Consider the following 17,179-nt stretch of genomic DNA (forward strand, 5'->3'; position numbering starts at 1 on the left):
AACCCGCACCATCCGCCGCCGCCGCGAACGACTTACACCGCCCATCCGCCGCCAACCCCCGCTGCCGACTGAAACCGACGAACAGGCCCGGGCTGGCCATGACGGTGGCGCCGCCGGCGAACGCCAGCGAGCACTCCCCGCGGCGCAGCGCCTGCACGGCCAGGTGCAGCGCCACCAGCGACGACGAACACGCCGTGTCCACCGTCACCGCCGGTCCTTCCAGGCCGAACTGGTAGGCGACCCGGCCGGACGCGACACTCGACGCTGTCCCGGTGCCGACGAAACCCTCGACGTCGGCGGGGATCGCGGGCAGGCGGCTGACGTAGTCGGTCGCCATGAGACCGATGAACGTCCCCGTGTTGGAGCCGCGCAGCGCGCCCGGGTCGAGGTTCGCCCGCTCGCACGCCTCCCATGCCGCCGCGAGCAGCAACCGCTGCTGCGGGTCCATCGCCAGCGCCTCCCGCGGGGAGATCCCGAAGAAGTCCGGGTCGAACTCGCCGGCGTCGGCGAGGAAACCGCCCTCGGCGACGTACAGGCTCCCGGGCCGGTCCGGGTCGGGATCGAACAGCGCGTCGAGATCCCAGCCGCGGTCGGTGGGGAAGGCGCCGACCGCGTCGGTGCCGTCGGCGACGAGGCGCCACAGGTCCTCCGGCGAGCGCACGCCGCCGGGGAAGCGGCAGCTCATCCCGATGACGGCGATCGGTTCGCTGGCCTGCTCCGTCAGCTCCCGGTTGCGCTCGCGCAGCGCGCCGTTCTCGATCAGCGCCGTGCGCAGCGCCTGGACGACCCGCTCGGTCGACGCGGCCATTACGCCTGCCCTCCTTCGGCTACGGTGGCGATTTCGGAGTGGTTGCGCTGGTCCGCCTGGTTCGGCTGGTCGGCCAGGGCGAGCTCGACCAGGTCGTCGATGTCCATCGCCTCGATGGCGTCCGCGTGGTCGGCGGCGGCCGATGGGGCTGCCGGACCGGTGTCCACACCGGCGGCGAGGCCGGCCAGCGCGTCGAGGAGCCCGCTGGAGCGCACCCTCGCCGGTGGGATCGAGGCGAGCAGCCGCCGGATCTCCTCGTCGGTGCGGCCGGGTCCGGACCGGCGGTGGGTGTCGGTTCCCTCCCCCTGGTCGGGGCGCAGGGTGTCGAGCAGGTGGCGACCGAGCGCGTGCGGCGTCGGATAGTCGAAGACCAGAGTCGGGGGCAGGCGCAGGCCGGTGGCGGTCGTGAGCCGGTTGCGCAGCTCGACCGCCGTCAGCGAGTCGAAACCCTGCTCGCGGAACGCCAGGTCCGGATCAGTGTGCGTCCCGTCCGGGTGGCCGAGCACGACCGCGACGTGCGCCGAGACCAGGTCGATGACCAGGGCGAGCCGGTCGGCGTCCGCGGTGTCGGCGAGCCGGCGCCGCAGCGTGCCGGCCGCCTCGGCGCTGGCCGCGTCGGCCCCGGCGGCCTGCCGGCGCGTCCGCACCAGCCCGCGGAGCAGCGGCGGGAGGTTCGCTGCTCCGCCGCCGCGGCGGCGGAGCGCGGCCAGATCGATCCGCACGGGCACCGTGACCGGGGCCCCGGCGACCATCGACGCGTCGAACAGGGCCAGCCCCTCCTGGGCGCTCAGGGCGAGCACGCCGTCGCGGACCAGTCGCCGCTCGCCGGTGCCGTCCAGGGAGGCGGTCAGTTCGCTGCGCGGCGCCCACAGACCCCAGGCCATCGAAACGGCCGGCAGGCCGGCGGCGCGGCGGTGCTGGGCGAGGGCGTCGAGGAAGGCGTTGCCCGCCGCGTAGTTGGCCTGCCCCGCGGTGCCGAACGTGCCGGCGGCGGAGGAGAACAGCACGAACGCGGACAGGTCGAGATCCCGGGTCAGATCGTGCAGCAACCAGCCGCTGTCGATCTTGGGGCGCAGCACCCGGTCCAGGCGGTCGGGGGTGAGCGCCGGCAGGACGCCGTCGTCGAGTACCCCGGCCGCGTGCACGACACCGGCCAGCGGGAACTCCGCCGGCACCGATGCCAGCAGGCTCGTCACCGCCTGCCGGTCGGTGACGTCGCAGGCGACGACGCGCACCGCTGCGCCGACGGCGGTCAGCTCCGCGGCGAGTTCCGCGGCGCCGGCGGCGGCCGAGCCCCGGCGGCTGACGAGCAGCAGGTGCCGCACGCCGTGCACCCGCACCAGGTGACGGGCGATCAGCGCGCCCAGCACGCCGGTGGCGCCGGTGACCAGCACGGTGCCCTCCGGCCGCCAGGCGGCCTGCGGCACCCGGTGGGCGTCGGCGACCCGGGCCGCCGGGCGGGCGAGGCGGGGGACGACGATCGCACCGGACCGCTCGGCGAGCTGCGGTTCGCCGCCGGCGAGCGCCGCCAGCAACCCGTCGGCGCAGGCTGGCCGAGCGGCGCCGGCCGGGTCGAGGTCGAGCAGTACGAACCGGCCGGGGTTCTCCGACTGCGCCGAACGGACCAGGCCCCACACTGCCGCCCCGGCGAGGTCGGCGACGTCGCCGGCCGGGTCGGCGGCCACGGCGCCGCGGGTGACGACGACCAGCCGCGAGGCGGCGAACCGTTCATCGGCTAGCCAGGCACAAGCCCAGCTCAGCACCCGCCGCGCGGCATCCCGGGCCGCCGCGGCCACGTCCCCCTGGGTGGCGACGAGGGCACCGGCGGGCAGCAGGACCAGGTCGGCGGGACCGTCGGTCTGCCCTGCGGCGAGCAGTGCGGCCAGATCCGGACCGGCGGGCGCGCCCCGCAGGCCCACCTCGTCGAACGCGGCCATCGCCACCGGACCCGCGTCGAGCACGGTCCACCGCGGCGCCGGGCGGACGTCCGACCCGATCCCGCCGGTCGGTCCCGGGTCGGCCGAGCGCCGGCCCGCCTCGGGTGGTATCAGCGGCGTCCAGTCGAGGACGAACAGCGAACGGGCGAGCGGGGCCGCGGCGGCCAGTGACTGGTCGGACATCGGTCGGGTGACGAGGGACTCGACGACGGCGACGGGCGCGCCGGTCGGGTCGGCAGTGACGATCCGTGCCCGGTCGGCGTCGAGGGGGGTGAGCTGGACCCGCAGGTGGCTGGCGCCGGTGGCGTACAGGGTCGCGCCGTTCCAGGAGAACGGCAGCCGTGCCTGAGCCTCCCTCGCCGCCGTTCCCGCCGGCCCGCCGGTTGGCCCGGGTGCCGTCGCGGCGACCCAGAGACTCTGCAGCGCGGCGTCGAGCAGGGCGGGATGCAGACCGAACGCCGCCGCCGCCGACTGCTCGTCCGCGGGCAGCGCGACCTCGGCGAACACCTCCCCGCCGCGCAGCCAGACGCCGCGTAGGCCGCGGAAGGCGGGACCGTATTCGTAGCCCTGCTCGGCGAACCGGTCGTACACCGCGTCCAGGTCGATCGGGTCGGCGCCGAGCGGCGGCCAGACCGCGCCGAGCTGCGCGAACGCTTCGCCGTCCGCCGTCCCGGTCGGCGTCGCCGCGTCGGCCAGCACCCCGCCGGCGTGCTCGACCCACAGCGCGTCGGGATCGTCGGCGTCGCGGGAGTGCAGCGTCACCGAGCGCGCGCCGGCGTCGTCGGACGGGCCGATCCGGACCTGGATGGCGATCGCCGCACCCTCGGCGAGCGTCAGCGGCGCGCCGAGGGTGAACTCGTCCACCCGGGAGCAGCCGGCCTGCTCGGCGGCGCGCAACGCGAGTTCGAGGAAGCCGGTACCCGGCAGCAGCACGGTGCCGGCGACGGCATGGTCGGCCAGCCAGGGGTGGGTGGCCAGCGACAGGCGGCCGGTGAGGACCTGACCGGCATCGTCCGCAAGGTCGACGGCGGCGCCGAGCAGCGGATGGTCGGCCGGGGCGAGGCCGGCGGCGGCGACGTCGGCCGGCGCCGCCGTACGCGATGCCTCCCACCAGTACCGCCGTTCCTCGAACGGGTAGGTCGGCAGGCCCGTGGTCACCGCCAACGCGCTCTCGTCGGCGACCAGCGCGGTCGGCGCGGTCGGCGCCGGGCCGGTCGCGGAGGCCGGGTCGGCCGACGGCGACCAGCGCACGTCGATCCCGCACAGGTGCGCGTCGACGAGCGCGCCGCGCAGGCGGCTCGGGCCGCCGTCGTCGCGGCGCAGTGTCGCGATCGTCACCGCGTCCGGGGGGGCGTCGCCCGTGCGCGGGTCGTGCCCCGCGGTGGCGTCGGCGACGGTCTGCGCGATCCCGACGGTCAGTACCGGATGGGGGCTGACCTCGATGAACACGTCATGGCCGGCGTCGAGCAGGGCGCGGGTCGCGGTGGAGAAGCGGACGGTGCGGCGCAGGTTCGCCACCCAGTAGTCGGCGTCGAGGTGTGCGGTGTCGATGGGCACGCCGGTCACGGTCGAGTACAGCGGCACGGTGCCGGTACGCGGGCGGACCACGGCGAGCAGGTCACGCAGCCGCGGTTCGATCTCGTCGACCTGCGCCGAGTGCGAGGCGTAGTCGACGGGAACCCGGCGGGCCCGCACGCCGTCGCGGTCACAACCGGCGAGCAGCTCCGCCAGGGCGTCGTCGTCGCCGGACACGACGATCGCCGTCGGGCCGTTGACCGCCGCCACCGACAACCGCGACCCCCATGGCCGCAGCCGGGCCTGTGCCTCCTCCAGCTCCAGCGCCAGCGACACCATGCCGCCGCGTCCGGCGAGAACCCCCAGCGCCTGACTGCGCAACGCCACGACGAGCGCGGCGTCGGCGAGTGTCAGGCCGCCGGCGACGCACGCCGCGGCGATCTCGCCCTGGGAGTGCCCGACGACCGCGGCGGGCTCCACGCCGTGTGCCCGCCACAGCTCGGCGAGCGAGACCATGACGGCGAACAGCGCCGGCTGCACGACGTCGACGCGGTCCAGCGACGGCGCGCCCGGAGCCGCCCGCAGCACGTCGACCAGCGACCAGTCCACGTGCTCGGCGAGTGCCGTCGCGCACTGCTCGATGCGGTCACGGAACACCGCGGAGGTGTCGAGCAGCTCCGCCGCCATCCCCGGCCACTGGGAGCCCTGCCCGGGGAAGACGAACACCACGGTGCGCTCGGCGCGGGCGATTCCCTCGGCCACCGCGGGGTCGGGGCGCTGGGCCACCAGCGCGTCGAGGCCGCGCAGCAGGGTGTCGCGGTCGCCGTCGAGCAGGGCGGCGCGGTACTCGAAGGGGCTGCGCCGGGCCAGCGCCACCGCGACCTGGCGGGCGGTGAGCTCCGGGTGGCCGTCGAGGTGCTGGCGCAACGCGCGGGCCTGCGACCGCAGCGCCGTCGCGGACCGTCCGGCGAGCAGCCACGGCATCGTGTCCGCCGCGTCGGCGGCCGCGGTGGCGGGCTCGGCGGGCCTGTCGGGGTCGACATCGTCGCCGTCCGGTGGGGTCTGGTCGAGCGACGGGGCCTGTTCGAGGATGAGGTGAGCGTTGGTGCCGCTCATCCCGAACGACGACACGCCGGCGCGGCGCGGGCGACCGGTCTCCGGCCAGGCCACGGTGTCGGTGAGCAGCCGGACCGCGCCGGCCGTCCAGTCGACGTGCGGCGTCGGGGTGTCGACGTGCAGGGTCGGCGGCAGGGTCGCGTGGCGCAGCGCGAGCACCATCTTGGTGACGCCGGCGGCGCCGGCGGCGGCCTGGGTGTGGCCGATGTTCGACTTCAGCGAGCCCAGCCACAGCGGCCGGTCCTCGGGCCGGTCCTGGCCGTAGGTCGCGAGCAGCGCCTGTGCCTCGATCGGATCGCCGAGGGTGGTGCCCGTGCCGTGCGCCTCCACCACGTCGACGTCACCGGCGGCGAGTCCGGCGTTCGCCAGTGCCGCCCGGATGACGCGCTGCTGGGACGGGCCGTTCGGCGCGGTCAGGCCGTTGCTCGCGCCGTCGGAGTTGATCGCCGAGCCGCGGACGACGGCGAGCACCGGATGGCCGGCGCGCCGCGCGTCCGCGAGACGTTCGAGCACGAGCAGGCTCACCCCTTCGGCCATGCCCATGCCGTCGGCGGCGGCGGCGAACGCCTTGCAACGGCCGTCGACGGCGAGGCCCCGCTGGCGACTGAAACCGACGAACGGGCCGGGGCTGGCCATCACGGCGACGCCGCCGGCGAGGGCCAGCTCGCACTCGCCGCGGCGCAGCGACTCGGCGGCGAGGTGGATCGCGACGAGCGCCGAGGAGCAGGCGGTGTCGACGGTGACAGCCGGGCCCTCCAGGCCGAACGTGTAGGCGAGGCGGCCGGACAGGACGCTGGGTGCGCCGCCGGTCATCAGATGGCCCTCGGCGTTCGTCCCGGCGGACGCGGCGCCCAGCACGTAGTCCTGGTAGTTCGCGCCGATGAACACGCCGACGGGGCGGGCGCGCAGCGTGGCCGGGACGATCCCGGCGCGTTCCAGCGCCTCCCAGGCGGCGGTGAGCAGCAGCCGCTGCTGCGGGTCCATCGACACCGCCTCCCGCGGGGACACCCCGAAGAACGGCGCGTCGAAGTCGCCGGCGTCGTGCAGGAAACCGCCGTGACGGGTGTACGAGGTGCCGGGATGGTCGGGGTCGGGGTCGTAGAGGCCGGCCAGATCCCAGCCGCGGTCGGTGGGGAACTCCCCGACGACGTCCTCGCCGCCGGAGACCACCCGCCACAGGTCCTCCGGCGTGCGGATGCCGCCCGGGAAGCGCAGGCCCAGCGCCACGATCGCGATCTGCTCGCCCTCGTCGCCGGCGGCCCGGCCGCCGGTCGTGGCGGGCGCCGCGCCCGCCGCTGTCTGCGCGACGCTCCCACCCAGCTCGGCGCGCAGGAACTCGGCCAGCGCGCTCGCTGTCGGATAGTCGAAGACCAGCGTCGCCGGCAGGCGCCGGCCGACGGCCGCGCCCAGCCGGTTGCGCAGGTCCACCGAGGTCAGCGAGTCGAAACCGAGGTCGCGCAGCGGCCGGTCCGCCGGCACGGCGGCGCCGCTGGCATGGCCGAGCACACCGGCCGCCGCGGTGCGAACCAGGTCGAGCAGCACCCGGCGTGCCTCGGCGGCGCTGCGCCCGGCGAGGCGCCGGACCAGCTCGGACGTCTCCGGCTGCGCCGACGGCGTGCCGGGTCGGGCGGCCGGGTCGGCGTCGCCCGACAGTGCCCGCCGGGCCGCCGGGACCCCGTCGAGGAGGGGACTCGGCCGAGCGGAGGTGAACACCGGCGCGAACCGGGCCCAGTCGACGTCGGCGACGACGGCGACCGGCTCTGCGCCGCTGCCGGCGACGACGACCCGGCGCAGCGCCGCCATCGCCAGGTCGGGGTCGAGGAACGGCAGCCCCTGCCGGCGGACCCGGTCGAGGTCGACGCCGAGCGGCGCACCGCTGGCCGACCACACCTCCGAGCTGTCCCACACGCCCCAGGCGATCGACGTGGCGACCAACCCCAGGTCACGCCGGTACTCGGCGAACGCGTCGAGGTAGGCGTTCGCCGCCGCGTAGGCGCCGTGGTCGGCGCTGCCCCACACCCCGGCGATCGAGGAGAACATCACGAACGCGTCCAGCGGCACGTCGTCGAGCGCGTCGTGCAGGGCCCGGGCGCCGATCACCTTCGCGGCGACGACGTCCGCGACGCCGGCGATGTCCGTGTGCGCCACCGCCGCCAGTTCGATGAACGCGGCGGCGTGCACCACCGCGCGCACCGGCGAACCGCCGGCGGCGAGCTCGTGCACGAGCCGGGCCACCGCGGCGGTGTCCCGCAGGTCGCACGCGGTGACGGTAAGCCGGGCGCCGGCCGCCTCCACGTCGGCGGCGACGTCGGCCATCCCGGGGACGTCGGGCCCGCGCCGGGAGGTCAGCACCACATGCTCGGCGCCGTTCGCGGCCAGCCAGCGGGCCAGCCGGGGGCCGAGCGCGCCGGTCCCGCCGGTGACGAGCACGGTTCCGCTCGGCCGCCAGCCGCGGGCGCCACCGCCCGCCGTGTCGCTCACCGCGGCCGGAACCAGCCTGCGGGCGAACGTCCCCGCCGCCCGGATCGCAACCTGGTCCTCGACGACCCGCCGGGCCGTTCCTTCGGCGCCGCCGCGGTCGGGTGCGTCCAGCGGGTCGGCGGGGGCGCCGATCCCGGCGAACGCGGCGACCAGGCGCCGACGGGACCGGCTGTCGCAGGTCTCGGGCAGGTCGACGAGGCCGCCCCAGCGGTCGGGGTGTTCCAGGCCGACGACCCGGCCCAGCCCCCAGACGGCCGCCTGGGCCGGGCTGACGATCGCCTCGGAGCGGCCGACGGACACCGCTCCCCGGCTCAGGCACCACAGGGGTGCCGCGCAGCCGGTGTCGCCGAGGGCCTGGACGAGCGCGACCGTCAGGGCCAGCCCGGTCGGCAGGCCCGGGTGCGCCGGATGGTCGTCGGTGGCCAGCGCCAGCAGCGACACGACGGCGTCCGCCGCGACGGGCCGGCCGGTCGCGGTCGCGTCGTTCGCGCCGCCGTCGGCGTGCTCGACAGCGCCGGCCGCCGGCTCCGAGGTGAGGGCCCGCGCGAGGCGCGCCCGGTCGGCGTCGGCGGCGCCGACCTCGACGGTCCGGACGGACGCCCCGGCGGTCCGCAGCGCGTCGATCGTCCCGAGGGCCCACGGGACCTCGCCGTGACCGGCCGGAACGACGACCAGCCAGGTACCGCGCAGCGCGGCCGCGGCGGGCGGCCCGCCAGCCGACCGCTCGTCGACCGGTCGCCAGCTGACCTGGTAGCGCCACGCGTCGACGGCGGACGCCCGGGCCTCGCGGCGCCGCCAGGCGGACAGCACCGGCAGGGCCGGGCGGAGCGCGTCCAGCGACTCGCCGGTGTCGAGGGTGCCCGCCAGCGCGTCGAGGTCGGCCCGGTCGACGGCCGCCCAGAACCGCTCGTCGACCGACCAGGCGTGATCCCGCGCGGTCGGCGACGCCGCCGGGTCGGCGATGGGGGGCTCGAGCCAGTACCGCTGCCGCTGGAACGGATAGGTGGGCAGGTCGAGTGGCACGGCCGCGGCAGCCGCATCGGCGCTGCCGGGTGCCCAGGTGATGGGATGACCGTGGACGTGGGCCTCGGCGAGGCTGGTCAGCAGCCGGGTGGGGCCGTGCTCGTCGCGGCGCAGCGTGCCCACCGCGATGGTCCGCCCCACGCCGGTGGGCGCGGGGTCCGGCGTGGGCGCGCCGGCGTCGTCCGAGGCCCGGGCGTCGATGGTGTCCTGGAGCGCGGGCAGGAGCACCGGATGGGGACTGACCTCCACGAACAGACGGTGGCCGGTGCCGAGCAGCCCGCGGATCACGGGTTCGAGCGCGACGGTCTGACGCAGGTTGTCCACCCAGTAGTCCGCCCCGCATTCGACCCCGGTCACCGGCTGCCCGGTGACGGTCGACACGAATGCCGTGTGCGCGACCTGCGGGGTGATGCCGGCCAGGGCGTCACGCAGATCGTCGGCGAGCGCGTCGACCTGGTGGGAGTGCGACGCGTAGTCCACCGGGATCCACCGTGCCTGCACCCCCCGCGCCTCGCAGGCGGCCACCAGCGCCGCCAGGGGTGTGCTGTCGCCGGAGACCACAGTGGCCGCCGGGCCGTTGACGGCGGCGAGCGAGAGTCCCGGCCCGAACTCCGCCAGCAGTGCCTCGACCCGCCCGGCGGGCAGCGCGACCGACACCATCCCGCCGCGCCCGCACAACCGCTCGCGCAGCAGCCGAGCCCGCACCGCGACCACCCGCGCCGCGTCGTCGAGAGACAGCGCCCCCGCCACACAGGCCGCCGCGATCTCGCCCTGCGAATGACCCACCACCGCCGCGGGCCGCACCCCATGGGACTGCCACACCGCCGCCAGCGACACCATCACCGCGAACAACGCCGGCTGGACGACCTCCGCCCGGTCCAGATCGGCCGCGTCGGGCCCGTCCCGCAGCACCTCCAGCAGATCCCAGTCGACCCACGGCTCCAACGCCGCCGCGCACGCCGCGATCCGCTCCGCGAACACCGGTGACGCGTCGAGCAGATCCCCCGCCATCCCCCGCCACTGCGCACCCTGCCCCGGAAAGACGAACACCACCGGACCGGGAACCCCGGCAGCCCCCGAGATCACGCTCGCCGCACCGGCCGCCAGCACCGACGGCCCCCCGGGACCGCTCTCGAACGCGGTCTCGGCACCAGCGAAGCGCTCCAGGCCCGCGGTGAGCTCCGCCTGGTCCGCCCCGATGACCACCAGCCGGTGGTCGAACAACGTCCGCGAGCCCAGCAGCGACGCCGCCAGCTCCCGGAGACCGTCGGCGCCGCCGTCGACGCCCTGCCCGCGGCCGGGGTCGCCCTCGGTCGCGCGAAGCCAGGTCGCGGACCGCGACGCGGACTCCCGCAGCCCCTGGTCGTCCCGCGCGGAGAGCACCCACGCCACCGGCGCGGGCCCACCGCGGGGTGCCGCGGGGACGGCGGCCGGTCCGGCCGCGGGGGCTGTCGGGGTGGGCGCGGGGGCCGGTGCGGGTGGCGGTGCCTCGATGACCGTGTGCGCGTTCGTCCCGCTGATCCCGAACGACGACACCGCCGCCCGCCGCGGATGATCCGTCTCGGGCCAGGCGAGCCGCTCGGTGAGCAGCCGGACCGCACCGGCGGACCAGTCGACGTTCGGCGTCGGCTCGTCGACGTGCAGGGTCGCGGGCAGCAGACCGTGGCGCATCGCCAGCACCATCTTGATCACGCTGGCCACGCCGGCGGCGGCCTGGGTGTGGCCGATGTTCGACTTCAGCGAGCCCAGCCACAGCGGCCGGTCCTCGGGCCGGTCCTGGCCGTAGGTCGCGAGCAGCGCCTGTGCCTCGATCGGATCGCCGAGGGTGGTGCCCGTGCCGTGACCGTCGACGGCATCGACGGACACGGCGGTGAGTCCGGCGTCGGCCAGCGCGGCACGGATCACCCGCTGTTGCGAGGGACCGTTCGGCGCCGTCAGGCCGTTGCTCGCCCCGTCGGAGTTCACCGCCGTGCCGCGCACCACTGCCAGCACCGGATGCCCGGCACGGCGGGCGTCCGAGAGCCGCTCGACCAGCAGCAGGCCGACGCCCTCGGCCATGCCGAAGCCGTCGGCGGCGGCGGCGAACGACTTGCAGCGGCCGTCGGGAGCGAGCCCCCGCTGCGCGCTGAACTCGACGAAGGCGCCCGGCGTGGACATCACCATCGCCCCGCCGGCCAGCGCCAGGGTGCACTCCCCGCGGCGCAGCGACTGCACCGCCAGATGCAACGCCACCAGCGACGACGAGCACGCCGTGTCCACCGTCAGCGCCGGGCCCTCCAGGCCGAAGGTGTAGGCGAGGCGGCCGGACACGACGCTCGCGGCGTTACCGGTCGCCACGTACCCCTCGCCGCCGTCGGGCGCGTTCGCGAGCAGCGACACGTAGTCCTGGCTGTTGGTGCCGACGAACACGGCGGTTCGGCTGCCGTGCAGTGTGCCGGGGACGATCCCGGCACGTTCGAACAGCTCCCACGCGGTCTCCAGCAGCAGGCGCTGCTGCGGGTCCATCGCGAGTGCCTCCCGCGGCGAGATGCCGAAGAAGGCGGGGTCGAAGTCGGCGACGTCGTAGAGGAACCCGCCGGCGCGGACGTAGGAGCGGCCGCTGCGTTCCGGGTCCGGGTCGTAGAGGCCGTCGAGGTTCCAGCCGCGGTCGGCGGGCAGCTCGGACACCGCGTCGACCCCGGCGGCGACGAGGTCCCAGAGGTCCTCGGGGGTGCGGACCCCGCCCGGGTAGCGGCAGCTCATCGAGACGATCACGATCGGGTCGGCGGTGGGGTCGGCGGCCGGACCGGCTGGCGGGGCCGGTGTCCCGGCAGGCAGGTCGGCGGCGTCGCCGAGGAGTTCGGTGCGCAGCTGGTCGGCGATCGCCAGCGGGGTCGGATGGTCGAACACCAGCGTCGCGGGCAGCCGCAGCCCGGTCGCGGTGGCGAGCCGGTTGCGGAACTCCACCGACGTCAGGGAGTCGAATCCCAGGTCACGGAAGGCGCGACGGGCGTCCACCGCCTCGGGCCCGGCGTGCCCGAGGACCAGCGCTGCCTGGGTCCGTACGAGGCCCAGCAGCATCTCGTCGCGCTCGGCGGCGCCGAGGCCACGCAGCCGCTGCCGCAGCGCGTCGACGCCGCCGGCCGCGCCGCCACCGCGCTCCGAGGTGGCCGCGGGCCGGCGGGCCGGCCGGACCAGGGCCCGCAGCAGCGCGGGCACCGCGGCGGCGTCAGTGCGGGCGGCGTCACTGCGGGCGGCGTCACTGCGGGCGGCGGCCAGGTCAAGGCGGGCCGGGACGACCAGCGCCGTGTCCGCGACGACCGCCGCGTCGAACAGCGCCAGGCCGGTCGGGGTGTCGATCGGCAGCAGCCCGCCGCGGGCCAGCCGCCGGACCGCGGTGGCATCGAGCTCGCCGGTCAGGCCACTGCGTTCGGCCCACCGACCCCACGCCATCGACACCGCGGGCAGGCCCGCGGCCCGCCGGCACTCGGCGAGCGCGTCCAGGAACGTGTTGGCGGCCGCATAGTTGCCCTGGCCGGGACCACCGAACACGCCGGCGACGGAGGAGAACAGCACGAACGCCGCGAGCGGCCGGTCCCGGGTGAGTTCGTGCAGGTGCCAGGCGGCGTCCACCTTCGGTCGCAGCACCCGGTCGAGCCGGTCGGGCGTGAGGGCCGCGACGACGCCGTCGTCGAGCGCGCCGGCGGCGTGCACGACGGCGGTCAGCGGATGCCCGGTGGGGATGGCGGCCAGGACGGCGGCGAGCTGGTCGCGGTCGGCGGCGTCGCAGGCGACGACGGTCGCGCTGGCGCCGAGCGCCGTGAGCTCGGCGACCAGCTCGGCGGCGCCCGGGGTGTCGGCGCCGCGCCGGCCGAGCAGCAGCAGGTGGCGGGCGCCGCCGGCGTCGGCGAGATGACGGGCGACCAGGCCGCCGACGGTGCCCAGCGCTCCGGTGATCAGCACGGTGCCGTCCGGGTTCCACGCCGGCGGGGGCGACGGCGGGGCGGTCAGCACGATCTTGCCGGTGTGGCGGGCCTGGCTGATGAACCGCAGCGCGTCCGGCGCCCGGCGCACGTCGAAGGTCCGGGTCGGCAGCGGGGTCAGCACGCCCCGCTCGAACAGCGCCAGCACCTCGGTGAACATCTGCGCGACGCGGTCCGGCCCGGCATCCATCAGTTCGAACGCGTGGTAGCGCACGCCAGGATGCGCGGCGGCGACCTGCTCGGCGTCCCGCAGGTCGGTCCGGCCCATCTCGACGAACGCGCCGCCGCCGCCCAGCAGTCCCAGGGAGGCGTCGATGAACTCGCCGGTGAGGGAGTTGAGGACCACGTCAACGCCGGCGCCGGCGGAGGTCGCCCGGAAGCTCTCGGCGAAGGCGAGGTCGCGGGAGGACGCCCGGTGGTCGTCGTCGATGCCCAGCGCGCGCAGCACGTTCCACTTGCCGGGGCTGGCCGTGCCGTACACCCGCGCGCCGAGGTGCCGGGCCAGCTGGACGGCGGCCATGCCGACACCACCGGCCGCCGCGTGCACCAGCACCGACTGGCCGGCGCGCAGCCCGGCGAGGTCGACCAGGCCGTAGTAGGCGGTGAGGAACACCACCGGAACGGACGCCGCCTGCTCGAACGACCAGCCGGCCGGCATCCGGGCAACCAGCCGGCGGTCGATCACCGCGTGGGACGCGAACGACCCGGCGAGCAGCCCCATCACCGCGTCGCCGGGCGCGAGGTCCGCGACCGCCGCACCGACCTCGACGACGACCCCGGCGCCCTCGATGCCGATCGGGCCGGCGTCCCCGGGAAACATGCCGAGCGCGTTGAGCGCGTCGCGGAAGTTCAGCCCGGATGCGCGGATCGCGATCCGCACCTCGGTGGGCGCGAGGGCGACGCTGGCCGCGTCGGCCGGGACGAGCTGGAGGTTCGCGAACGTGCCCTTGCCGGTGCTGTCGAGCCGCCACGCGTCGACGCCCGGCGGGGGCACCAGACGGCCGGTCCCAGCCGTCGCCGCGGTGCCGGTCGGGATGAGGCGCGCGGCGAGGGCCGTGCCGGTGCGGATCGCCAGTTGCGGCTCGGCCGCCGACAGCGACGTCACCGCCGCGGGCAGCAGCCGCCACGACGCCGGGTCGTCGTCGACGTCGACCAGCGCGAAGCGTTCCGGATGTTCCGAGCGCGCCGCGCGCAACAGCCCCCACGCCGCCGCGGCCGCGAGGTCGGCGACCGTCTCCCCCGGCCCCGCCGGCACCGCTGCGCGGCCGACGACGACGAGCCGCGCCGCCGCGAAACGCCCGTCGGCGAGCCAGCGCCGTACCAGCTCGACCACACCCTCGGCGACCATGCGGACCCGTCCAGGAACGTCGACCCCGCCGGTCGCGCTGGCCGCTGGCGCCACCGCGTGGGATGTCGGCGAACCGTCCCAGCCCAACGACGGGATGGACACGAGGACGACCGCGGGGACAGCGGCGCCGGCGTCGACGGCGGCGCCCAGCGCGTCGAGTTCGGCGTGGTGGCCGACGTCGACGCCCGTCGACGCGGCGGCCTCGGCGAGCACCTCGCCGAACCCCGGCCGGTCGGGATGGCCAAGCACGGCCCAGCCGACGGCCCTCCCTGCCGCTGCCACTGCCGCCGACGTCGCGCCGCCGGATCCGGCGGGTTCGACCGGGACGGCGGTCCAGGTGACCTCGTAGAGCGAATCCGTCGCGGTCACGCGCAGCGCGTTCGGGTCGACGGCGCGCAGCACCAGGGAGTCCACCGTCAGCACCGGGACGCCGGCCACGTCGGCGGCTACCAGTCGCACGGCGTCGCGACCCGCGGGTCCGACGCGTACCCGCAGGGAGGTCGCGCCCCAGGCGTGCAGGCGAACGCCGGTCCAGGAGAAGGGCAGCATGGCGCCGCCGGCCGCGCTCGGCAGGCCGGCGAGCCCCATGGCCTGCAGGGCCGCGTCGAGCAGCGCGGGATGCAGGCCGAACCGGTCGGTGCGCTCCCCGGCCACCAGGTCCGCCGCAGCCAGGTCCGCCGCAGCCAGGTCAACTGCCGCCGGGTCCTCAGCCGCCGGGTCGTGGGCGGACAGGCTCACCTCGGCGCAGACCTCCTCGCCGAGCCGCCAGGCGCGGCGCAGGCCCTGGAAGACCGGGCCGTACTCGAAGCCCGCCTCGGCCATCCGCTGGTAGAAACCGGCGAGGTCGATCGGCTCGGCCCCGACCGGCGGCCAGGCGGCGAGGTCGAACGATGCCGTCGCCGAGCCGGGAACGAGGACACCGGATGCGTGTGGGGTCCACGTCTCGCCGGGGGTGTCCGCGGTGTCCTCCGGGCGGGAGTAGAGGGCGATGCTCCTGCGGCCCGACACGTCGGGCGGCGCCACGACGAGCTGGATGCGCACGCCCTGCGCCGCCGGGACGGTCAGGGGAGCCGCGATGGTCAGGTCCTCGACCTGCTCGCAGCCCACCTGGTCACCGGCGTGCAGGGCGAGGTCGAGGAACGCGGTGCCGGGCAGCAGCACCGTGCCGGCGACGGCATGGTCGGCCAGCCACGGGTGGGTGGACAGCGACAGGCGGCCGGTGAACAGCAGTTCCCCGTCGGCGCCGGCACGGGACAGCGCCGCGCCGAGCAGGGGATGGTCGGCCGCGTCGAGCCCGACCGTGTGCACGTCACCGACGGCAGCGGACGCTTCCAGCCAGTACCGCTGCTCCTGGAACGGGTAGGTGGGCAGGTCGACGAGGCCGCCGGCAGCGACGCCGGTGGTGGTGCCGGTGGTGGTGCCGGCAGCGGCGGCGGTCCAGGTGACGGGCTGGCCGTGGACGTGCGCCTCGGCCAGGCTGGTGAGCAGGCGGGTGGGGCCGTGCTCGTCACGACGCAGCGTGCCGATGGCGATCGCCCGGCCTGTTCCGGCGGACGTCGCCGCCCACGAACCCGCCGCCACGGTCCCGTCGGCGCGGTCGGTGGCCGGGTCGTCGAGCGTGTCCTGCAGGGCGGGGACGAGCACCGGGTGCGGGCTGACCTCGACGAACAGGCTGTGACCGGTCTCGTGCAGGCCGCGGACGACGGGTTCGAGCTGGACCGTGCGCCGCAGGTTGTCCACCCAGTAGTCCGGCCCGCACTCGGTGCCGGTCAGCGTCCCGCCGGTCACCGTCGACACGAACGTGGTCCGCGACGGTCGTGGCGTGATGCCGGTGAGGGCTGCGCGCAGCTCGTCGGCGAGCGCGTCGACCTGATGGGAGTGCGAGGCGTAGTCCACCGGGATCCGCCGTGCCTGCACCCCCCGTGCCTCACCGGCCGCCAGCAGCATGGCCAGCGGCGCGCTGTCCCCGGAGACGACCGTCGCCCCGGGGCCGTTGACGGCGGCCACCGACAGCCCGGGGCCGAACTCCGCCGCCAGCTCCGCGACCCGCCCGGCGGGCAGCGCGACCGACACCATTCCCCCGTGCCCGCACAGCCGTTCCCCCAACAGGCGGGCCCGCACGGCAACCACCCGCGCCGCGTCCTGGAGCGACAACGCTCCTGCCACGCACGCCGCCGCGATCTCGCCCTGTGAATGCCCCACGACCGCCGCGGGTGTCACGCCATGGGCCTGCCACACCGCGGCCAGCGACACCATGACGGCGAACAACGCCGGCTGCACCACATCCACCCGCTCGAACTCCGCGTCACCGCCGCCCCGCAGCAGTTCCACCAGGTCCCAGTCGACCCACGGTTCCAACGCCGCCGCGCACGCCGCGATCCGTTCCGCGAACACCGGCGAGGCGTCGAGCAGATCCCCCGCCATCCCCCGCCACTGCGCGCCCTGCCCCGGGAACACGAACACCACGGGACCGGCCGCTCCCGCCACCCCCGAGACCACCTGCGCCCCGCCGACCGCCGTGGTCAGGCATTCCGGTCCGACCTCGCCGGCAGCGAACCGCTCCACGCCGCCGGTCAGCTGCGCCCGGTCGGCTCCGACCACCACCAGCCTGTGATCGAACAACGCCCGTCCCCGCACCAGCGAGGCCGCCACCTCCCCGGGACCGGCGTCGACGACGTCCTGGCGCAGCCAGGCGGCCAACCGCGACGCGGACTCCCGTCGCCCGGCGTCGTCACGTCCGGAGAGCACCCACGCCACCGGAGTTCCGTCGCCGTCCGGCAGCCTGGCCGTCAGCGGGCGTGGCGCCACGAGCGGCGCCTGCTCGATCACCGCGTGGGCGTTGGTGCCGCTGATCCCGAACGACGACACCGCCGCGCGCCGCGGCCGGTCCGTCTCCGGCCAGGCCGCCGTCTCGGTGAGCAACCGGACGGCGCCGGCGGACCAGTCGACGTTCGGCGTCGGCGCATCCACATGCAACGTCACCGGCAAC

Annotated in this window: 2 protein-coding genes; both read right to left on the minus strand. The window is 76.3% G+C overall.

From position 1 onward, the window contains the following. Positions 1 to 808, minus strand: an 808-nt coding sequence (locus MXD60_RS18215) for a beta-ketoacyl synthase N-terminal-like domain-containing protein (protein ID WP_248820519.1), incomplete at its 3' end; no start/stop codon positions are given. Beyond that, the gene (locus tag MXD60_RS18220; RefSeq protein ID WP_248820520.1) at positions 808 to 17,160 is read right to left on the minus strand and encodes a type I polyketide synthase; all 16,353 of its coding nucleotides are present in this window, start codon (positions 17,158 to 17,160) and stop codon (positions 808 to 810) included. The genes MXD60_RS18220 and MXD60_RS18215, both read right to left, overlap by 1 nt. Positions 17,161 to 17,179 lie beyond the last annotated feature (19 nt).

This window comes from Frankia sp. AgB32 (assembly GCF_023243045.1).
Lineage (GTDB): Bacteria > Actinomycetota > Actinomycetes > Frankiales > Frankiaceae > Frankia.